Here is a 16,950-nt window from a genome sequence, read left to right as displayed (position 1 = left end):
ACAAATCTGCCGCGAACCGGCAAACAACTTACTCACCAAGCCAGGCACTAGACTGCCGTGGCTGCCGAAACAACTTCTTACTTTAGCCAACGCTATGGAGAATTAACGCATGTCCCACCAAGTTACCCTGACCCAGTTCATCATCGAGCAGCAGCGCGGGCTACCGGAAGCATCCGGTACGTTCACGCTGCTGCTAAATAACATTGTGACTGCGTGCAAACAGATCTCCCACCGGGTCAATTGCGGCGCTTTAATTGGCGTATTGGGCAGTGCTGAATCCGAAAACGTGCAGGGCGAAGTGCAAAAAAAGCTGGATATTATTACCAACGACATCATGGTCAAGGCTTTGGACTGGAGCGGTTCACTGGGCGGCATGGCATCGGAGGAAATCAACGATCCGATCAAAATCCCCAAACAATATCCAAAGGGCAAATACCTGGTGTTGTTCGATCCCTTGGACGGTTCGTCGAATATCGATATTAACCTGACTGTGGGCACCATTTTTTCGATTCTGCGCTGCCGCGAAGGCGTTGAGCCGGAAACCGAGGATTTTTTACGCAAAGGCACCGAACAAGTGTGCGCCGGTTTTGTGTTGTACGGTCCTTCCACCATGTTGGTCCTAACTACGGGCAATGGTGTGAACGCTTTTACGCTGGATCAGGATATCGGCGAGTTCATTCTGACCCATTGCAATATGAAAATTCCCGAGGACAGCAGCGAGTTTGCCATCAACATGTCCAACCAACGTTTCTGGGAGCCGCCGGTGAAGCGTTATATTGACGAATGTGTCGCCGGCGTCGACGGGCCGCGCGGCAAAGATTTCAATATGCGTTGGGTCGCTTCGCTGGTCGCTGAAGTCTATCGCATCCTCACGCGCGGCGGGGTATTCCTGTATCCGCACGATTTACGCGATCCTTCCAAGCCCGGCAAACTACGACTGATGTATGAGGCCAACCCTATGGCATTTATCATCGAACAAGCCGGCGGGCTGTGTTCCACCGGTCGCGAACGAATTTTAGATCTCAAACCCAGCAGTATTCACCAACGAGTGCCGTTGATTTTAGGTTCTAAATCCGAAGTAGAACGGATAGTTGCCTATCACCAACAAGATTAACCGGTAATCCGTTGCTATGTCGCCGCTTCCTTGAGAAGCGGCAAATTATCAAACCCAACACTATGCTTTCATTGAAAACTCAAGCCCCTGAGCCGATTAAAAATCAAGTCAGTTGCGTTAATTGCAGTCTGGATAATATTTGTTTACCGCGCGGTTTATCGCAAGCCGAAATTAATAACATCAGCCAAGTCGTCAAGGCCCGTAAAACCTTGCAACGCGGCGACTTTATCTACCGCGAAGGCGACAATTTCCGCGGTATTCTGGCAATAAAGTCCGGTAGCGCCAAGTTGGTGGCTAACGATAGCCATGGCAACGAGCATATATTGAATATTCTGTTGCCCGGCGAACTACTGGGCTTCGACGGTCTCTCCGCCGAAAAGCACGGCTGCGCGGCGATTGCGTTGGAAACCATGAGTTTTTGCATCCTACCGGCCGACAATATGGAAGATTTGTTCAAGAACATGCCCAGCCTGACGCGCGAATTGTTTCGGCATACCGGCGAGAAAATGCTGGAGGACAAAAACCAGCTGGTATTGAGCAAACGACCGGCGGAAGAGCGTTTGGCTTATTTTCTGATCAGCTTATCTGAAAGGTTGAAACGGCGCGGATTTTCATCATCTGAATTTAAATTGTCACTCACCCGCCAAGAAATCGGCAATCACTTAGGCTTAGCCTTGGAAACGGTGAGCCGCCTGCTGAAAAAATTCCAGGACGATAATTTGATCGTGGTGCAGAACCGCTTTATCGCAATCAAAGATATTACCGCCTTGCGCAATATGTTGGTGCCATTGGAATAAGCTACTAATTTTTTATACCGATACCTTTGTGCAACAACAGCAAGCTCAGGGCAGTTAAAAACACGATAAAGCCACCCGTCATCGCAAAAGCCAGTTCGATCTCGACATCACTGACCCCGATCATGCCGTAACGAAAGGCATTGATCATGTATAAAATCGGATTGGCTTGCGCGATTTTTTGCCATATTCCCGGCAACATCGCTACCGAATAAAATACACCGCCCAAGTAACTCAACGGCGTCAGTACAAAGTTGGGAATGATGGAAATATCATCAAAACTATCGGCAAACACCGCGTTGATGAAGCCGGCCAGTGCGAACAAGGTTGCAGTCAGCACAAACACCGCAGCGGCGATGTCCCAATGCAAAATCGTAGTATGGGTAAACATCATCGAAATCCCCGCCACCACCACGCCAACCAACACCCCGCGCGCGATGCCGCCGCAGACATAACCGGCCAAAATCACATAATTCGGTACCGGTGCCACCAAGAGTTCTTCGATATGGCGCTGGAATTTAGTGGAATAAAACGAAGACACCACATTGGAATACGAATGGCTGATCACCGACATCAGAATAATGCCGGGCACGATGTAGTCCATGTAGCTGACGCCATGCACCAGGCCTATGCGGTCGCCAATCAATTTGCCGAAGATGAGGAAATACAGTGCCGTGGTAATGGCCGGCGGCAGCAGCGTTTGCGGCCAAATCCGAGTGAAACGGCGGATTTCTTTGAGCAAAATCGTCAAAAAAGCGACTGAGTAGTTCATTGCACCAGATCCAAAAATAATTGTTCCAGTCGATTGGACTTGTTGCGCAGGCTGAGGACTTCGATATGTTGCTCAGATAGCGCCTGGAATAAACGGTTTAGACCGAGACTTTTCGGCACAGCGACGTCTAACACAGTATCGGCACTCAGCACAATTTCACAGCCATCGATTGTCGGTGCTTGAGTTAATGGGCGAGATATATCCAATACAAAATGATCGGTGTGCAAGCGGCTCAACAAACTGCTCATCGCCGATTTCTCGATGATTTGTCCGTTATTGATGATGGCGATATTCCGGCACAGGCTTTCGGCTTCTTCCAGATAATGGGTAGTTAAAATGATGGTGGTACCTTGTTTGTTCACGTCTTGCATCATTTCCCACATCGAGCGGCGGATTTCAATATCCACGCCGGCGGTGGGTTCGTCCAATATTAACAAGCGCGGCGAATGCACCATGGCTCTGGCTATCATCAAGCGCCGCTTCATGCCGCCGGACAAACGTCGGGAAACTACGTCGCGTTTATCCCATAGTTCCATTTGCCGTAAGCATTGTTCGGTGCGCTGTAAGGCTTGCTTACGTGGAATGCCGTAATAGCCGGCCTGGTTCATCACCACGCTCATGCTGGTTTCAAATTGATTGAAGTTAACTTCCTGCGGTACCACACCAATGCAGGTTTTGGCGGCGACATTGTCTTTATCCAAGTCGTGACCGAAGATGCTGACCGATCCGCTGGTTTTGTTGACCAGCGAACTGATGATGCCGATCAAGGTCGATTTGCCGGCGCCATTAGGACCCAACAACGCGAAAAAATCGCCGCGCTGGACCTCGAGATCCACGCCTTTCAAGGCTGCAAAGCCGTTGTTGTAAGTCTTTTTTAGGTTTTGGATGGATAAAGCCGTCATGCTCTGATGTTATAATCCGGGGCAAAGAAATTGACGCGCTATTTAAATATGCGCCAATAAAGCTTTCGGATTTTATCAGAATTCACCGCTCCTCAGCAGCCTGAACAGGATTAGACTCTTGCCACATCAAATACCGACCAGTGTTGCTGCCGTCGATCTGGGTTCCAACAGTTTTCACATGATTATATGCAGCTTGCACAACGGCAAATTGCAAACCATCGACCGCTTGAAAGAAATGGTGCGTCTGGCTGCGGGATTGGATCAACATAAAAATCTCGACCAGATCACGCAAGAACGCGCCTTAGCCTGCCTGGAACGCTTCGGTCACCGCATCCGGGATTTTGCACCCAACAGCGTCTCCATAGTCGGCACCAATACGCTACGCATCGCCAGAAACTCGCAACAATTCATCAACAAGGCCGAAAAAGCTCTGGGGCATCCGATTCATATCATTTCCGGCATTGAGGAAGCGCGCTTAATTTACCAAGGCGTGGCCCACAGCCTGGGCAGCAATGCCAACAACCGCTTTGTGATGGATATCGGCGGCAGTAGCACAGAGTACATTATCGGCCGGGATGATATTGCCCACACTAAAGAAAGCCTGAACATGGGCTGCGTCACTGTTAGCCAGAACTTTTTCAAAAACGGCGAACTGACCAAAAAGGCCTTTCGTAAGGCAGTGCTGTTTGCCGAGCAACATCTCGAACCCTTTCAGAATATGTTCAATGCCAAAAACTGGGAGGAAGCCATTGGCGCTTCCGGCAGCCTGAAGGCGGTCAGCAATGTGTTACAAACCATGGGCTGGAGCAATAACGACATCACCAATGAAGGCTTGGAACAGTTGGTCGCCCACCTCTTAAAACTGAATCGGATCGACGAAATCAGCTTTCCAGCCTTGAGTATCGAGCGGCGGCCGGTGTTTATCGGCGCGGTCGCTATTGTTTATGCCACGTTCAAGACCTTGAATATTCAGCAAATGACGGTTTCGGATGGCGCATTGCGCGAAGGTCTGGTGCAGGATTTACTCGGTAGAATTTACAACGATGACGTTCGTTCGCAGACTAGCCAGACCATTGCCGCACGTTACCACACCGACACATCACACAGCCAACAGCTCAAAGAAACCTTACGTTACATCGCTCAGCAATTAGACGACCACCCTTGCTTTAACGACAATCCTGCCAGTTTACAGTTTTTGGAATGGGCGGCGGAACTCCATGAAATCGGCTTTGAGATTGCCCATAGCCAGTATCACAAGCACAGCGCCTATATTATCGAAAATGGCGATTTGGCGGGGTTTTCCAAACAAGATCAACTGTTGCTGTCTAAGTTGGTGCGCAGCCACCGCAAGAAGCTTAATTTAAGCCGTTTTGAGGATTTGCCGTTTCCTTGGCGCCAACATGCGCCGATCATGGCAGTAGTATTTCGGCTGGCCGCTTTGCTGCACCGCAATCGTAATAGTAAACGCCCGGACTTTAGCATCACGATTAATCGCCACGATATAAAAATCGATTTTCCGGAAAATTGGCTGGAACAAGCGCCCCTGACGCATGCTGATCTCAAACAAGAAATGTATTACCTCAAGGAGGCTCGTTTTAATTTGATCTTCGATCAATGCTGAAATTTCTACTTTACATCCTCCTTTCGCTGGCAATATTGTTCGTAGGCTTACTGTTTTTCGCAATCGACGATACGCCGTTGCTAAAAATCCATCAGGGTTTGAACCGCGAAGACATACAGCGCGCGAAGCAGTTATTGCATGTGGCACCGGAGGAAAGAGGCCAAATTAAAACCGTTAGTTTGGACCAGAAGGACTTGAATATTGCGGTGAGTTATCTATTAAACCATTTTGCGGAAAATACGACGCAAATTCAGATTGTAGATGACAGATTGATGATTCAGATAGCGATATTTGTCCCTAAAAGCCCCTGGGGCAGATATTTGGACTTTAGTTTTAATCTACGACAGGTAGATGACGCCATTTTTATCAAGTCTTTGAAAATTGGTGAAATTTCCATTCCCGATCCCGCCGCAAATCTCCTGATTCCCGCTATCGTGCATAACACGCCGCTAGAGCAGCATTGGCAATTGTTGAGCCTATACGTCAAGAAAGTCCGCATTAGCCCGCAAGCTTTGGAAATCAGTTATCTAGGATCCATCGTCGACGCGGCAAAGCAATTGGCTATCCAAAAGCATCGGGATTACCCAAACCTGCATCGTTATCAACAGCAAATCAACGAAATCGTCAGCCAACATGATCCTAGCTGGCGCTTATCTATTACTGATTTGTTGCAACCTTTATTTTTGACGGCGTATCAACAAACACCGACGGAGGACGCCGTTCAGGAAAATCGCGCGATCATCATTGCTGTCGGCAGCTATATCTATAAACAGGACTTACGCCGCTATCTGCCGCTTGGCTTGGTTTACAGCAAGGAATATCCTGTATTTGCTTATAAGCGAGTGGATATACCGCAGCATTTTATTGCTTCGGCATTATTGGCAATTCTTGATTCCTCATTACTCGGCGAGCAAATAGGCATAGATAAAGAACTGGGAGATGCGCAAAAAGGTAGCGGCTTCAGTTTCATTGATTTGACAGCTGATCGAGCCGGGACTCGATTTGGTCAAATAGCAGTAGCATCAACCGAGAAAGCGAGGGAATTACAAAGAATAATGTCTAGCACTAAAGATTATTCGTCTATTATCCCGGAATTACAGGATTTACCGGAACATATGGACGAAGCGACATTTGTTAGCAAGTTTCATTCGGTAGGAAGTTCTGCATACAACGAACTGATCCAACTAATCGACGACAGGATTAACGGCTTGCCGGTGTATCGATTATAAGTACCTACAGAAGGCACCCAAACCAGATCTGACAAAGTCGCACTACTCTGGTTTGCCGCCTGTTAAATTTTAGTATTAGCTAAAAATCGATTCGAACGAATAGCCACTACTTTCAAGAATTTCTTTGAGACGCTTCAAACCGTCCATTTGTATCTGCCTAACTCTTTCCCGAGTGACACCCAATTCTAGCGCCACCTGTTCCAGAGTTGCGTTTTCGAAGCCGCAAAGACCATATCTGCGGCATATGACTTCGCGCTGTTTTTCGGCAAGCTGATAGACCCAGTAGGTGACGTTATTTTGGATAAAGTCGTCTTGCAAGATTTCAGCAGGATTACGGCTTTCTTCTTCGGAAATTGTCTCAAGTAGGGGTTTGTCAAAGTCCTTACCGAATGACACATCAACAGATGTGACACGCTCGTTGAGTTTCAGCATTTTACTGACGGTTTTAGCCGGTTTATCAAGATGCCGCGCAATCTCGTCGACAGTCGGCTCGTGATCAAGCTGTTGCGCTAAATTCCGCTGCGCTTTCAAATAAATGTTCATTTCTTTAACAATATGAATCGGCAGGCGAATAGTTCTAGTCTGATTCATGATTGCACGCTCTATGGTCTGCCTGATCCACCAGGTTGCATAGGTAGAAAATCTGAAGCCACGATCAGGATCAAACTTTTCCACTGCGCGGATCAGCCCCAAATTACCTTCTTCGATTAAATCGAGTAAAGGGAGCCCGCGATTTAAATAACGCCTGGAAATTTTCACAACCAGGCGTAAATTGCTTTCGATCATAATTTTTCGGGCTTGTGGATCGCCCTGTTGAGTTCGTCTGCCGTAGATTTTTTCTTCATCCGCAGTTAACAGTTGGGATTTACTGAGTTCATTCAGATACGCTCGGGTGGCATCGAAAGTACTCTCATTTTGCGATTCGTTACTTTCTATTTCGGCCAGCTTAAAGGTTTCGTTCGGATCGATTTCGACAACTTCTTCATCGACATCATCAAAAGAAATGAAATCTGGAATATCCATATCTTTAATTACATCTATCGTTTCTTCCATCATGATTAATCTCCCAGGTATTTTGGCTTGCGGAATCGTTTATTTTTATTGGTACGTGTCTCGCCAGATAACTATTAATCCCTTAAAACTATTTAAATGCAGATAAGATTGAAACCCAACAACGAAACCGATATTGCTCACTGCCAAAACCAATTAAGTCAATAGGTCATTCTTAACAACATCATGCCTCTTCGTGTATTTCCGATCCGATCTAATCGAGGGCACTAACCTTAACGGCGAGTGCCAGTATAACTTTAAAAGATTTATCTTATAAATTGAATTTACTGATATTTTTGTGGTCCACATCTCTTTTTTGATTTTTATTCACAGCGACCTCTCAGGTCATTTTTGCGACTAAAATCAGCAAGATCAAACTAAAATCCGAACCACTTCTAAATTATGAAAATAAGAAAGTGATGCGCATCACATATATTTAAAAGAACTGCAAGAACATACAATTCTGAAAGGAGCTTTTTCTGATCGTGCTTCTCAACGACCTAACAATGTTTTTTTGGCTTGATTAATTTGGGCCGCCAAATAATCTGAACCGCCTCGATCAGGATGAAAGCGCGAAATGAGTTTACGGTGGGCCTGAATAATTTCTTCTTCCGTGGCGCCGGGATTAAGCCCCAAAACCTCAAAAGCTTCCGTTGTTGTCATACCCGCTTGTCGAGATGGCCCAGGACCAGGCTTACCATATTGCGGATTGCCGGCTTTGAACCGCCACCAAATGCTATGAAGCTGCGGCGCGTACCTCAATATTAGCGGCATCGAGCGCACTAAAAACGCGAATATTACGCCAAATATCGCCAGCAGACCGCTAAGTTTTCCACTCAGCATCAGTACAAGCAAAATCAGCGCAATCGCAACCCAGGCCAGTTGTTTAAGTCGTTTGCTGCGCAATTCGGCTGGTAGCTTCATAAATCCCGGCAGCATTAAAACTGCCAGTACCAATGCCAACAATATCACTATTCGTATCACCCGTACTCCAAACGCTTTAACCGACGAGCGCCATAATAACTTAGAATACGGCCAGTTCGACAAATGTAGAGAAGTCCATGTCCACCCCTTCAGTCCTCGGCTTCGCGGCCGCCAGCGGCACCGGCAAAACCAGTTTATTGACAAAACTTATCCCGATACTGAAAGCACATAATCTGCAAATCGGTGTAATCAAACACAGTCATCACGACTTCGAGATCGATCAACCCGGTAAAGATAGTTTTCGGCTGCGCGAAGCCGGTGCCAGTCCGGTTATGCTGGTTTCCCGACATCGGCGTGCGTTAATTAGCGAATTGTCGGCAAACGGCGATATTTCGCTGACTGAACAGCTCGCCTTGTTTCCCAACGCAGGCCTGGATTTGATTTTAGTGGAAGGATTCAGGCACGAGAGCTACCCCAAAATTGAGCTGTGCAGACCAAGCCTAGGCAAGCCGCTGCTTTACCCTGGAGACTCCTCGATTATCGCAATAGCAAGCGATCACCCCCTATTAACACCACCCGGCTTACCGTGCCTTGATCTAAACGATGCAGAGGCCGTAGCCAAATTCATTATCGAAATCTTTTTGAAGCGCCCACGTGACTAATATCTGCTACCCCAACAAACACCAGTTATTGAGCGTCGAACAGGCGCTATTGGAAATCCGCAAAACTATCGAGACCGTCAACGACCGCGAGCATATCGATTTGCCGCAGGCACTGGGCCGGGTACTTTCCGACAGCGTGGCGTCTCCTATAGACATTCCACCTAAACGCACGGCGGCCATGGACGGTTACGCATTTGCTGCTGGCGATGTAGCTGCCGGGCAAGCGGCTAAATTGCAAGTAATCGGCATCGCATGGGCCGGACGGCCGTTCTTGGCGCAGCAGAGGCCGGGCCAATGCGTCAGAATATTCACCGGAGCGGTAGTCCCGGAATTTGCGGACAGCGTTATTGCCCAAGAACAAATTGAAATCGATGGTGACACTGTATCACTTCCCCTCGACTGGCAGCCGTATAAAAATATTCGTGCAGCCGGCAGTGACGTTAAACAACATGAAGAATTAATTGCCGCACCGAAAAAGCTGACAGCTCGCGATCTAAGTCTATTAGCCGCCGCCGGCATCGAAAAAATCAGCGTCAAACGCAAACTCAACATTGGCTTTTTTTCGACTGGTGACGAATTGGTCGCACTCGGAGAACCGCTAGCTGTTGGCCAAATCTATGACAGCAACCGCTATTTATTAACCGGACTGCTATCCGAACCAAACCACACAGTCTCGGACTTGGGCATCGTCGCAGACGATCCTTTGAAACTCGAACAAACTTTCAAGGACGCAGCCCAGCACTATGACGTCATCATTTCCACCGGCGGCGCATCGGTTGGCGACGCGGATTTTGTTAAACAAACGCTGGAAAAATGCGGGCAGGTGAACTTCTGGAAACTGGCAATCAAACCCGGCAAACCGCTGGCTTTTGGCAAAATCGGCCGCTGCTGGTTTTTCGGCTTGCCCGGCAATCCGGTTGCCGTATTGGTCACTTACGAGAAATTCGTAAAGCCGGGTTTGGAACAGCTTGCCGGCTTACCAGCTAGACAAGCATTGCGCTTGCGAGTCCGATGCGACAGCCGGTTAAAAAAATCGCCAGGGCGGCAGGAATATCAACGCGGCATCCTTTACCAGCAGGCTGGAGGCGAATTAGCCGTCCGTCTTGCCGGTCAACAAGATTCTCATCAACTAAAAGTAGCCAGTCAGTCCAACTGTTTTATTGTGCTGAATGCCGATAGTACGGGTATAGATGCTGGAGAAATGGTGACAGTAGAGCCATTTTCTGCGGTGTTATAAACAGCTGAATCCCTCCACCCAAGTAACAGCCGGAGTGTTCTGCGCGCTCCGGTTGGAAAACTCGAAACTCAAACAAATTGCCAGCCCATGCATGCGAACGGCAGAATATCTGATTACGCGGTGGCTTCCGCAAGATTACCTAAATAGCCATGTTTTCTAGCCAGATACTCGTCTACAAAGGCTTGCATCGGTTCGGCTTCATATTCGCGTAAACCGCTGACCGCTAGCTTCTTGAATCCGGAACCAACCACTTCGTCACCGCATTTAATTTGGAAATAAAGATACGCAGTGGCGCGCTTGCCGTTGACTTCCATTTTCGGTTCCAGCATTTCCAGACGCGGTTCGTGAAAGTCCATCCGGTTTAAGCTCAAGGTCATGCTTTCATAGATCACCAAAGGCCGGTCTATATTGAACATGACTTGCTCTTTGGCCAATAAAGGTACCAGCACATAAGGAAAGTTCTGCCCGGAAAACGCCACGTAGTCACGAATTAACGCTTCGATTAAAGCCGGATCGCGGATCACATCGCCGGAGCGCTCGATCTGCAAATAAGTCTTGCCTTGGTTGTCCGTAACATCGATTTTTTCGGCGTCGTCATCTGGAAAATTCAACAACACACCATGACCGACCATTCCGGAAAAAATGAAGTGCATGTTTTGGCTAAGGCCGTATTTGTCCAAAACCAGCGAGAATAATAAATCGCCCGGCACGCAAAAACGTTTTGCGTCTTCGTCGTGCAAGGGGTTGAAGTCATGGGCGACTTCCTTGGCAAACATGCTGGCCTGCGCGGCGCTAATAGCCACACTGCCATCCTGAATGGCATAGTATTCTTTTAGGAACATAGCTTTATTTATTGTTTAGTAACGTGGAACAGACGGATCGCAAATCACGGACCAGGCGTCGATGCCGCCCTTCAAGTTGAACAATCTTTGTAGCCCGGAATGCTGCAAAAAATGGCAGGCTTGCTGGCTGCGCATACCGTGATGACAAATCACCACCACGTCTCGGTCAGCCGGCACTTCGTCGAAGCGCGCGGGTATTTGTTGCAGAGGTATTAACACGCTACCGGCTATCTTGGCATAGGCAAATTCGTGGGGCTCCCTGACGTCCAGTAAAAATACCGACGGATCGTCTTGCAAATGTTGTTTTAGCTGCTCTGGCGTGTATTGGTTTATGGGCATATGAATCTTTCCAGTCTTAGAAGCGCGGCGGCCATTCTATCGATTGAGGCGGTATATGCAAATCGAATGTGTTGGTTAGCCAGATACTGACCAAAGTCTTTGCCTGGCGTTACCGCCACTCCTTCCTGTTCGAGCAGCTGCTTGGCAAACTCAAAACTATCGTCGGTAAACGCACTGCAATCCGCGTAAATATAAAAGGCCCCTTGTGGTTTGCAGGCAATTTTAAAACCCAGCCGTAACAGGTTGTCGTAAAGAAAATCCCGGCGTTTCTCAAACTCGTCACGACGGCGATGCAATTCCGCCATATTTTCAGCGCTGAAACAGGCCAAAGCCGCGTATTGTGAATGGGTAGGTGTGGAGATAAAAATGTTTTGCGCCAGTTTTTCCACCGCATCGATAAAATCTTCCGGCACAATCAACCAACCGATACGCCAGCCGGTCATGCCAAAGAACTTGGAAAAGCTGTTGATGATAAATACGTCATCGCTGAACGCCAAAGCGCTGCTGACGGTTTCGCCGTAAACCAGGCCATGGTAAATCTCGTCCGAGTAAAAACAGCCCCCTAAAGCATGCGTCTGCTGAATAGCAGCGCGTAGCGCATCGTTAACTATGACGGTACCGGTGGGATTGGAGGGCGAAGCGATCAATACACCCTTGCTGGCTGGCTGCCAGTGCTGTCGAATCAATTCGGCATTGAGTTGATAAGCTGTTTCGGCGCCAACATTCACGAACTGAGTCTTACCGTCGAACAATTGCACGAAATTATCGTTACAGGGATAACACGGATCGGCCATCAAGATTTGCTCGCCCGGATTCAAACTAATCCCAAACGCCAGCAAAAACGCGCCGGACGCGCCGGGGGTAATGAAAACCCGTTTCGGATCCAGATTTACTCCATATTGCGCTTGGTAATAATCGGCGATGCTTTGACGCAATTCCGGCAATCCGGCTGCAGCGGTGTACTTGACTTCCCTACCCTGCATGAACGCATTTCCAGCGGCTAATATTGCCGGCGGGGTTTCGAAATCCGGCTCGCCGATTTCCATGTGAATAATATCCCGGCCTTCTTGTTCCAGCTGTTTGGCGCGCTGTAATAATTCCATCACATAAAATGAGCTGATGCCGCGCATTCGCTCGGCGACGTGGTGTTTCATGTCCAAATTCCGTTAGTAGAAGGCACCAGCATCATAACAAACTTCTTGCTTGCCCCCGGCTATTCTGTTAAAAAGCCCCGATTTTTTTACAGACCGTCAGGAGTCATTGGATGAACAATTCTAACCCTGCCGCATCGGAATTTACTTTTAAGCCTTATGAGGAAAAAGAAGGCGAAGAGTACATGAACGAGGCGCAGTTGAGCCATTTTTCCGCCATCTTAAATAAATGGAAGTCCGAATTAATGATGGAAGTGGATCGCACCGTCCACCACATGCAGGACGAAGCGGCCAACTTTCCGGACCCCAACGACCGGGCTACGCAGGAATCAGAGTTCAGCCTGGAACTGCGCACCCGCGACCGCGAACGTAAGCTAATCAAGAAGATTGATGAGTCCCTGAAGGAAATCGAGTCCGGAAACTACGGTTATTGCGAAACGTGCGGTATCGAAATCGGCATTCGCCGTCTGGAAGCCCGTCCAACTGCTACCCTGTGCATCGATTGCAAAACACTCGATGAAATCAGGGAAAAACAATTGGGTTAATTCTGCCCGCGGCAACATCTTATATCGGCCGGTTTGCTCCCTCGCCTACCGGCCCACTTCACCTCGGTTCTCTATACACCGCACTTGCCAGCTATCTGGATGCCCGTCAGCATAAAGGGCTATGGCTGTTACGCATCGACGATCTCGATACGCCGCGCAATATGCCGGGAGCCAGCGACGCGATTCTGAATTGCCTGCAAAGCTTTGGATTATATTGGGACGGCGAGGTGGATTATCAAAGCCATCATCTTGAGCAATACGAGCATGCCATTAGCGAATTGCAAATGCAGCATGCGCTTTACCCTTGCACCTGTAGCCGCAGCTTATTGGCAAATTCGCCTTTGATTTATCCAGGTTATTGCCGCAAAAACCCGCAATCGACTGATGCGCCCCATGCGCTACGGGTAAAAACGGCGGATATTTCGACGCGCTTTATTGATGACTTACAGGGTGAAATCAGCCAAAATCTGGCAGGCCAGCACGGCGATTTTATCGTCAAGCGTAAGGACGGCATCATTGCTTACCAATTGGCTTGCGTCGTCGACGACCATCGGCAAGCGGTTAATCGGGTGGTAAGAGGTTGCGATTTATTGGATTCGACCCCTAAACAGCTGTATTTACAGCATTTGCTGGGTTACCCGACGCCGCAATACATGCATATTCCGCTGATTGTCGACCAAGAAGGCCATAAGCTGAGTAAGCAAACCCGAGCGCAAGCCGTCAATCCCAATCAAGCCGGACCAACCTTGTTTCTGCTGCTAACCTTACTCAAGCAAAATCCACCACCCGATTTGCGGCTGGCCGCAATCGACAGTATCCTGGAATGGGCCATCGAACACTGGCAAGCCGAGCGTTTGACGAGCACCCAAGCCGTTTCTGCCTTACAACACAGTTAATAACGTTCAAAGAAGGAGGTTACGTTATGTCAGACCAAAAAATTTATCCGGTTAATCCGCAGATTGCCGCCAACGCGCATATCGACAGTGCCGAGTACCAGCGTCTATATCAGCAGTCGATAAACGAACCGGAAACTTTTTGGGCTGAACAGGCCGCCGAATTTTTGGACTGGCATCAGCCTTGGCAGCAGGTACTGCAATACGACTACCCCAAGGGAGAAATACGGTGGTTTCTGGGTGGCAAGCTCAATGTCACCGTCAACTGCCTGGACAGACACCTGGAAAAACGCTGCGACCAAGTAGCGATCATTTGGGAAGGCGACGATCCGGCGCATGATCGTCAACTGACCTACCGCGAATTACACACCCAAGTTTGCCAATTTGCCAACGTCCTGAAAGCCCATGGTGTACAAAAAGGCGACAGAGTCTGTATCTATCTGCCAATGATCGCGGAAGCGGCGGTAGTTATTTTAGCCTGCGCACGCATCGGCGCGGTGCATTCCATCGTCTTCGGCGGCTTTTCGGCCGATGCCTTACGTGATCGCGTCATCGACGCCGATTGCCGGGTTTTGATTTGCGCCGATGAGAGCTTTCGCGGCGGCAAGATTGTGCATTCCAAATTGAATGTCGATAAAGCCGCCAAGCAATGCCCCAATTTGAATACCGTGATCGTCATCAAACACACCGGCCATGACATCCCCTGGACCGCGGGCCGCGACATTTGCTACCACGAGGCCATGCAAACCGCATCGACCGACTGCGAGCCGGTGATGATGGATGCCGAAGATCCCTTGTTTATCCTCTACACCTCCGGCTCCACCGGACAACCCAAAGGCGTGCTGCACACTACAGGCGGTTATTTGCTGTACGCGGCAATGACCCACAAATATGTGTTCGATTACCAGGAAGGCGATGTTTACTGGTGTACCGCCGACATCGGTTGGATCACCGGCCATTCCTACGTGCTGTACGGCCCATTATGCAATGGCGCTACCAGTTTGATGTTTGAGGGGGTGCCGACGTACCCGCATCCCGACCGCTTCTGGCAAGTCATTGACAAACATCAGGTCAATATTTTTTACACCGCACCGACTGCCATCAGAGCACTGATGGCCCAGGGCGACGATTTTGTCACCCGCACCAACCGCAGTTCGCTCCGCATCCTCGGCAGCGTTGGCGAACCAATCAATCCGGAAGCCTGGGAATGGTATTACCAAGTGGTCGGCAACAAACGCTGCCCGCTGGTGGACACTTGGTGGCAAACCGAAACCGGCGGCATTCTCATCACCCCCTTACCTGGCGCGACGCCGTTAAAACCCGGCTCAGCCACATTGCCGTTTTTCGGCGTAAAGCCGGCGATACTCGATCCGGATGGCAATATTCTGGAAGGCGAAGCGGAAGGCGTACTGGTGTTGACCTACCCCTGGCCAGGGCAAGCGCGCACTGTTTATAGTGACCATGCACGCTTCATCGACACTTATTTTGCCAAATTCCCCGGCTATTATTTCGCCGGCGACGGTGCCCGCCGCGACAAAGACGGCTATTACTGGATTACCGGCCGCATCGACGACGTATTGAACGTCTGTGGCCACCGCTTGGGTACGGCCGAAATCGAAAGCGCGCTGGTGCTGCATGACTTAGTAGCCGAAGCCGCCGTGGTGGGTTTTCCGCATCCGATCAAAGGCCAAGGCATCTATGCGTATGTGACACTGAACGTCGGCATCGAAGGCAACAGCAGCCTGAAAGGCGAATTGAAGGACTTGGTACGCGATGAAATCAGCGCTATCGCCCTACCCGATCTGATTCAGTGGGCACCCGGCCTACCCAAGACCCGTTCCGGCAAAATCATGCGCCGCATCTTGCGCAAAATCGCCGCCAATGAATTTCACGATCTTGGTGATACCTCAACCTTGGCCGATCCTTCGGTCGTTGAGCAATTGATCGCCAACCGTCTGAAATTGCCTTAAGGTGAAAACACGGCTGGCTTTAGCCTATTTCGGTGTCATTCTGGTCTGGACTACCACACCGCTGGCAATAAAATGGAGCAGCATCGGCGTCAGCTTCGTGTTCGGGGCGATGGCAAGAATGAGCACCGGACTAGCTTGCCTGCTGTTGCTATTGCTGCTTTTGCGCCGGCGTTTGCCGCTCAACCGCCCCGCTTTGATCACTTATCTGGCGGTGGCGATACAGCTTTACGGCAGCATGCTGATTACCTATTGGTCCGCGCAATTCGTGCCATCCGGCTGGATCTCGGTAATTTTTGGATTGAGCCCGTTCATGACCGCCTTTATGGCGGCGGCATATTTGCACGAACGCAGCCTGGGTTGGGGTAAATTATTCGCTTATAGTTTGGGTATGGGCGGGCTGGTGGTCATGTTCAGCTCGGCGCTGGAATTGGATGAACTCGCTCTGCAAGGCCTGATCGGCGTGCTGGTGGCTACCTTCATCCACGCGGCCAGCGCGGTGTGGGTCAAGCAGATTGACGCACGTCTACCGGCTTTACAATTGGTTACGGGTGGATTGTTAATCGCGGTGCCCTTGTATTTCGGCACCTGGTATTGGTTGGATGGCGGCTTATTGCCGGAAAATATTCCACAGCAAACCCTGTATTCCATTGCTTATCTTGGGGTGATTGCCACCACCCTGGGTTTTGCTTTGTATTATTTTGTGTTGGCCAACATGCAAGCCACCAATGTGGCGATGATGAATCTGATGACCCCGGTAATGTCCCTGGTGCTGGGTTATAGCGTCAACCAGGAACCGTTGACGATAAAAACCATGGCCGGCACCGCACTGATTATGTGCGCACTATTGATTTACGAAATCGTCAATCGCCGGCAACAACAGAATGGCGGGTAATCGCCATTCTGTT

At 49.4% G+C, this 16,950-nt stretch carries 17 protein-coding genes; 10 read left to right on the top strand and 7 right to left on the bottom strand.

Annotated elements, in window-relative coordinates:
- Positions 1 to 109 precede the first annotated feature (109 nt).
- Positions 110 to 1,114: a class 1 fructose-bisphosphatase gene (locus tag ACWAU0_RS17535; protein WP_101052282.1), complete on the top strand. Its 1,005-nt coding sequence runs from the start codon at positions 110 to 112 to the stop codon at positions 1,112 to 1,114.
- A gap of 62 nt (positions 1,115 to 1,176) precedes the next feature.
- Positions 1,177 to 1,911, top strand: a complete 735-nt coding sequence (locus tag ACWAU0_RS17530) for a helix-turn-helix domain-containing protein (RefSeq protein WP_051669878.1) — start codon at positions 1,177 to 1,179, stop codon at positions 1,909 to 1,911.
- Positions 1,912 to 1,915: 4 nt separating this feature from the next.
- Here ACWAU0_RS17530 and ACWAU0_RS17525 read toward each other — a convergent pair whose 3' ends face one another.
- Together ACWAU0_RS17525 and ACWAU0_RS17520 are read right to left on the bottom strand one after the other, a co-directional pair.
- Positions 1,916 to 2,680, bottom strand: a complete 765-nt coding sequence (locus ACWAU0_RS17525) for an ABC transporter permease (RefSeq protein WP_033156308.1) — start codon at positions 2,678 to 2,680, stop codon at positions 1,916 to 1,918.
- Positions 2,677 to 3,582: an ABC transporter ATP-binding protein gene (locus ACWAU0_RS17520; RefSeq protein ID WP_033156309.1), complete on the bottom strand. Its 906-nt coding sequence runs from the start codon at positions 3,580 to 3,582 to the stop codon at positions 2,677 to 2,679. Before ACWAU0_RS17520 ends, ACWAU0_RS17525 begins: the two co-directional genes overlap by 4 nt.
- 118 nt (positions 3,583 to 3,700) lie before the next feature.
- Here ACWAU0_RS17520 and ppx point away from each other — a divergent pair, with 118 nt between their 5' ends.
- Positions 3,701 to 5,203 (top strand): exopolyphosphatase, encoded by a 1,503-nt coding sequence (gene ppx / locus ACWAU0_RS17515; RefSeq protein WP_033156310.1) that lies wholly within the window; start codon positions 3,701 to 3,703, stop codon positions 5,201 to 5,203.
- Positions 5,197 to 6,432: a hypothetical protein gene (locus ACWAU0_RS17510; RefSeq protein WP_033156311.1), complete on the top strand. Its 1,236-nt coding sequence runs from the start codon at positions 5,197 to 5,199 to the stop codon at positions 6,430 to 6,432. Before ppx ends, ACWAU0_RS17510 begins: the two co-directional genes overlap by 7 nt.
- A gap of 75 nt (positions 6,433 to 6,507) precedes the next feature.
- On the opposite strand, the gene rpoS is transcribed toward ACWAU0_RS17510, so the two are convergent.
- Both rpoS and ACWAU0_RS17500 read right to left on the bottom strand, forming a co-directional pair.
- A complete protein-coding gene (gene rpoS, locus ACWAU0_RS17505; protein ID WP_033156312.1) occupies positions 6,508 to 7,488 on the bottom strand; it encodes an RNA polymerase sigma factor RpoS in 981 nt (326 codons plus the stop codon).
- Positions 7,489 to 7,974: 486 nt separating this feature from the next.
- Positions 7,975 to 8,454, bottom strand: a complete 480-nt coding sequence (locus tag ACWAU0_RS17500) for a DnaJ domain-containing protein (RefSeq protein ID WP_225893096.1) — start codon at positions 8,452 to 8,454, stop codon at positions 7,975 to 7,977.
- An 89-nt stretch (positions 8,455 to 8,543) separates the two neighbouring features.
- Here ACWAU0_RS17500 and mobB point away from each other — a divergent pair, with 89 nt between their 5' ends.
- Together mobB and moeA are read left to right on the top strand one after the other, a co-directional pair.
- Entirely contained in the window at positions 8,544 to 9,068 is a 525-nt protein-coding gene (gene mobB, locus ACWAU0_RS17495; protein WP_033156314.1) for a molybdopterin-guanine dinucleotide biosynthesis protein B, read from the top strand.
- Positions 9,061 to 10,305, top strand: a complete 1,245-nt coding sequence (moeA, locus tag ACWAU0_RS17490; RefSeq protein ID WP_458137428.1) for a molybdopterin molybdotransferase MoeA — start codon at positions 9,061 to 9,063, stop codon at positions 10,303 to 10,305. The genes mobB and moeA overlap by 8 nt, the downstream gene beginning before the upstream one ends.
- Before the next feature lie 113 nt (positions 10,306 to 10,418).
- Here the strand turns inward: moeA and ACWAU0_RS17485 are convergent, their stop codons facing one another.
- The 3 genes from ACWAU0_RS17485 to ACWAU0_RS17475 are packed head-to-tail and all read right to left on the bottom strand — an operon-like array spanning position 10,419 to position 12,640.
- On the bottom strand, positions 10,419 to 11,147 hold the full coding sequence (locus ACWAU0_RS17485) for a DUF3581 domain-containing protein (protein ID WP_033156316.1): 729 nt from the start codon (positions 11,145 to 11,147) through the stop codon (positions 10,419 to 10,421).
- A gap of 15 nt (positions 11,148 to 11,162) precedes the next feature.
- The gene (locus ACWAU0_RS17480) at positions 11,163 to 11,486 is read right to left on the bottom strand and encodes a rhodanese-like domain-containing protein (RefSeq protein ID WP_033156317.1); all 324 of its coding nucleotides are present in this window, start codon (positions 11,484 to 11,486) and stop codon (positions 11,163 to 11,165) included.
- Positions 11,477 to 12,640, bottom strand: a complete 1,164-nt coding sequence (locus ACWAU0_RS17475) for a pyridoxal phosphate-dependent aminotransferase (RefSeq protein ID WP_458137427.1) — start codon at positions 12,638 to 12,640, stop codon at positions 11,477 to 11,479. The genes ACWAU0_RS17480 and ACWAU0_RS17475 overlap by 10 nt, the downstream gene beginning before the upstream one ends.
- Positions 12,641 to 12,750: 110 nt before the next feature.
- On the opposite strand from ACWAU0_RS17475, the gene dksA reads away from it, so the two are divergent.
- The 4 genes from dksA to ACWAU0_RS17455 are packed head-to-tail and all read left to right on the top strand — an operon-like array spanning position 12,751 to position 16,937.
- Complete coding sequence (gene dksA / locus ACWAU0_RS17470; protein ID WP_458137426.1) at positions 12,751 to 13,182, top strand: RNA polymerase-binding protein DksA; 432 nt, start codon at positions 12,751 to 12,753, stop codon at positions 13,180 to 13,182.
- Positions 13,173 to 14,078 (top strand): tRNA glutamyl-Q(34) synthetase GluQRS, encoded by a 906-nt coding sequence (gene gluQRS, locus ACWAU0_RS17465; RefSeq protein ID WP_458139239.1) that lies wholly within the window; start codon positions 13,173 to 13,175, stop codon positions 14,076 to 14,078. The genes dksA and gluQRS overlap by 10 nt, the downstream gene beginning before the upstream one ends.
- 26 nt (positions 14,079 to 14,104) lie before the next feature.
- On the top strand, positions 14,105 to 16,045 hold the full coding sequence (acs, locus tag ACWAU0_RS17460; protein ID WP_458137425.1) for an acetate--CoA ligase: 1,941 nt from the start codon (positions 14,105 to 14,107) through the stop codon (positions 16,043 to 16,045).
- Position 16,046: 1 nt separating this feature from the next.
- Entirely contained in the window at positions 16,047 to 16,937 is an 891-nt protein-coding gene (locus ACWAU0_RS17455; protein ID WP_458137424.1) for a DMT family transporter, read from the top strand.
- The last annotated feature ends 13 nt before the right edge of the window (positions 16,938 to 16,950 follow it).

The sequence above is a fragment of the Methylomonas sp. Uni0009 genome (assembly GCF_054188105.3).
Note: the sequence above shows the minus strand (reverse complement) of the source record. Positions and strands in the feature narration are given on the sequence as shown.

What these genes read in the sequence shown, in the direction of transcription:
- acs (WP_458137425.1), top strand. Translation starts at nt 14,105, where the DNA reads ATGTCAGACCAAAAAATTTATCCGGTTAATCCGCAGATTGCCGCCAAC.
- ACWAU0_RS17530 (WP_051669878.1), top strand. Translation starts at nt 1,177, where the DNA reads ATGCTTTCATTGAAAACTCAAGCCCCTGAGCCGATTAAAAATCAAGTC.
- dksA (WP_458137426.1), top strand. Translation starts at nt 12,751, where the DNA reads ATGAACAATTCTAACCCTGCCGCATCGGAATTTACTTTTAAGCCTTAT.
- ACWAU0_RS17525 (WP_033156308.1), bottom strand. Translation starts at nt 2,680, where the DNA reads ATGAACTACTCAGTCGCTTTTTTGACGATTTTGCTCAAAGAAATCCGC.
- ACWAU0_RS17510 (WP_033156311.1), top strand. Translation starts at nt 5,197, where the DNA reads ATGCTGAAATTTCTACTTTACATCCTCCTTTCGCTGGCAATATTGTTC.
- mobB (WP_033156314.1), top strand. Translation starts at nt 8,544, where the DNA reads ATGTCCACCCCTTCAGTCCTCGGCTTCGCGGCCGCCAGCGGCACCGGC.
- rpoS (WP_033156312.1), bottom strand. Translation starts at nt 7,488, where the DNA reads ATGATGGAAGAAACGATAGATGTAATTAAAGATATGGATATTCCAGAT.
- ACWAU0_RS17475 (WP_458137427.1), bottom strand. Translation starts at nt 12,640, where the DNA reads ATGAAACACCACGTCGCCGAGCGAATGCGCGGCATCAGCTCATTTTAT.
- ACWAU0_RS17535 (WP_101052282.1), top strand. Translation starts at nt 110, where the DNA reads ATGTCCCACCAAGTTACCCTGACCCAGTTCATCATCGAGCAGCAGCGC.
- ACWAU0_RS17485 (WP_033156316.1), bottom strand. Translation starts at nt 11,147, where the DNA reads ATGTTCCTAAAAGAATACTATGCCATTCAGGATGGCAGTGTGGCTATT.
- ACWAU0_RS17480 (WP_033156317.1), bottom strand. Translation starts at nt 11,486, where the DNA reads ATGCCCATAAACCAATACACGCCAGAGCAGCTAAAACAACATTTGCAA.
- ACWAU0_RS17520 (WP_033156309.1), bottom strand. Translation starts at nt 3,582, where the DNA reads ATGACGGCTTTATCCATCCAAAACCTAAAAAAGACTTACAACAACGGC.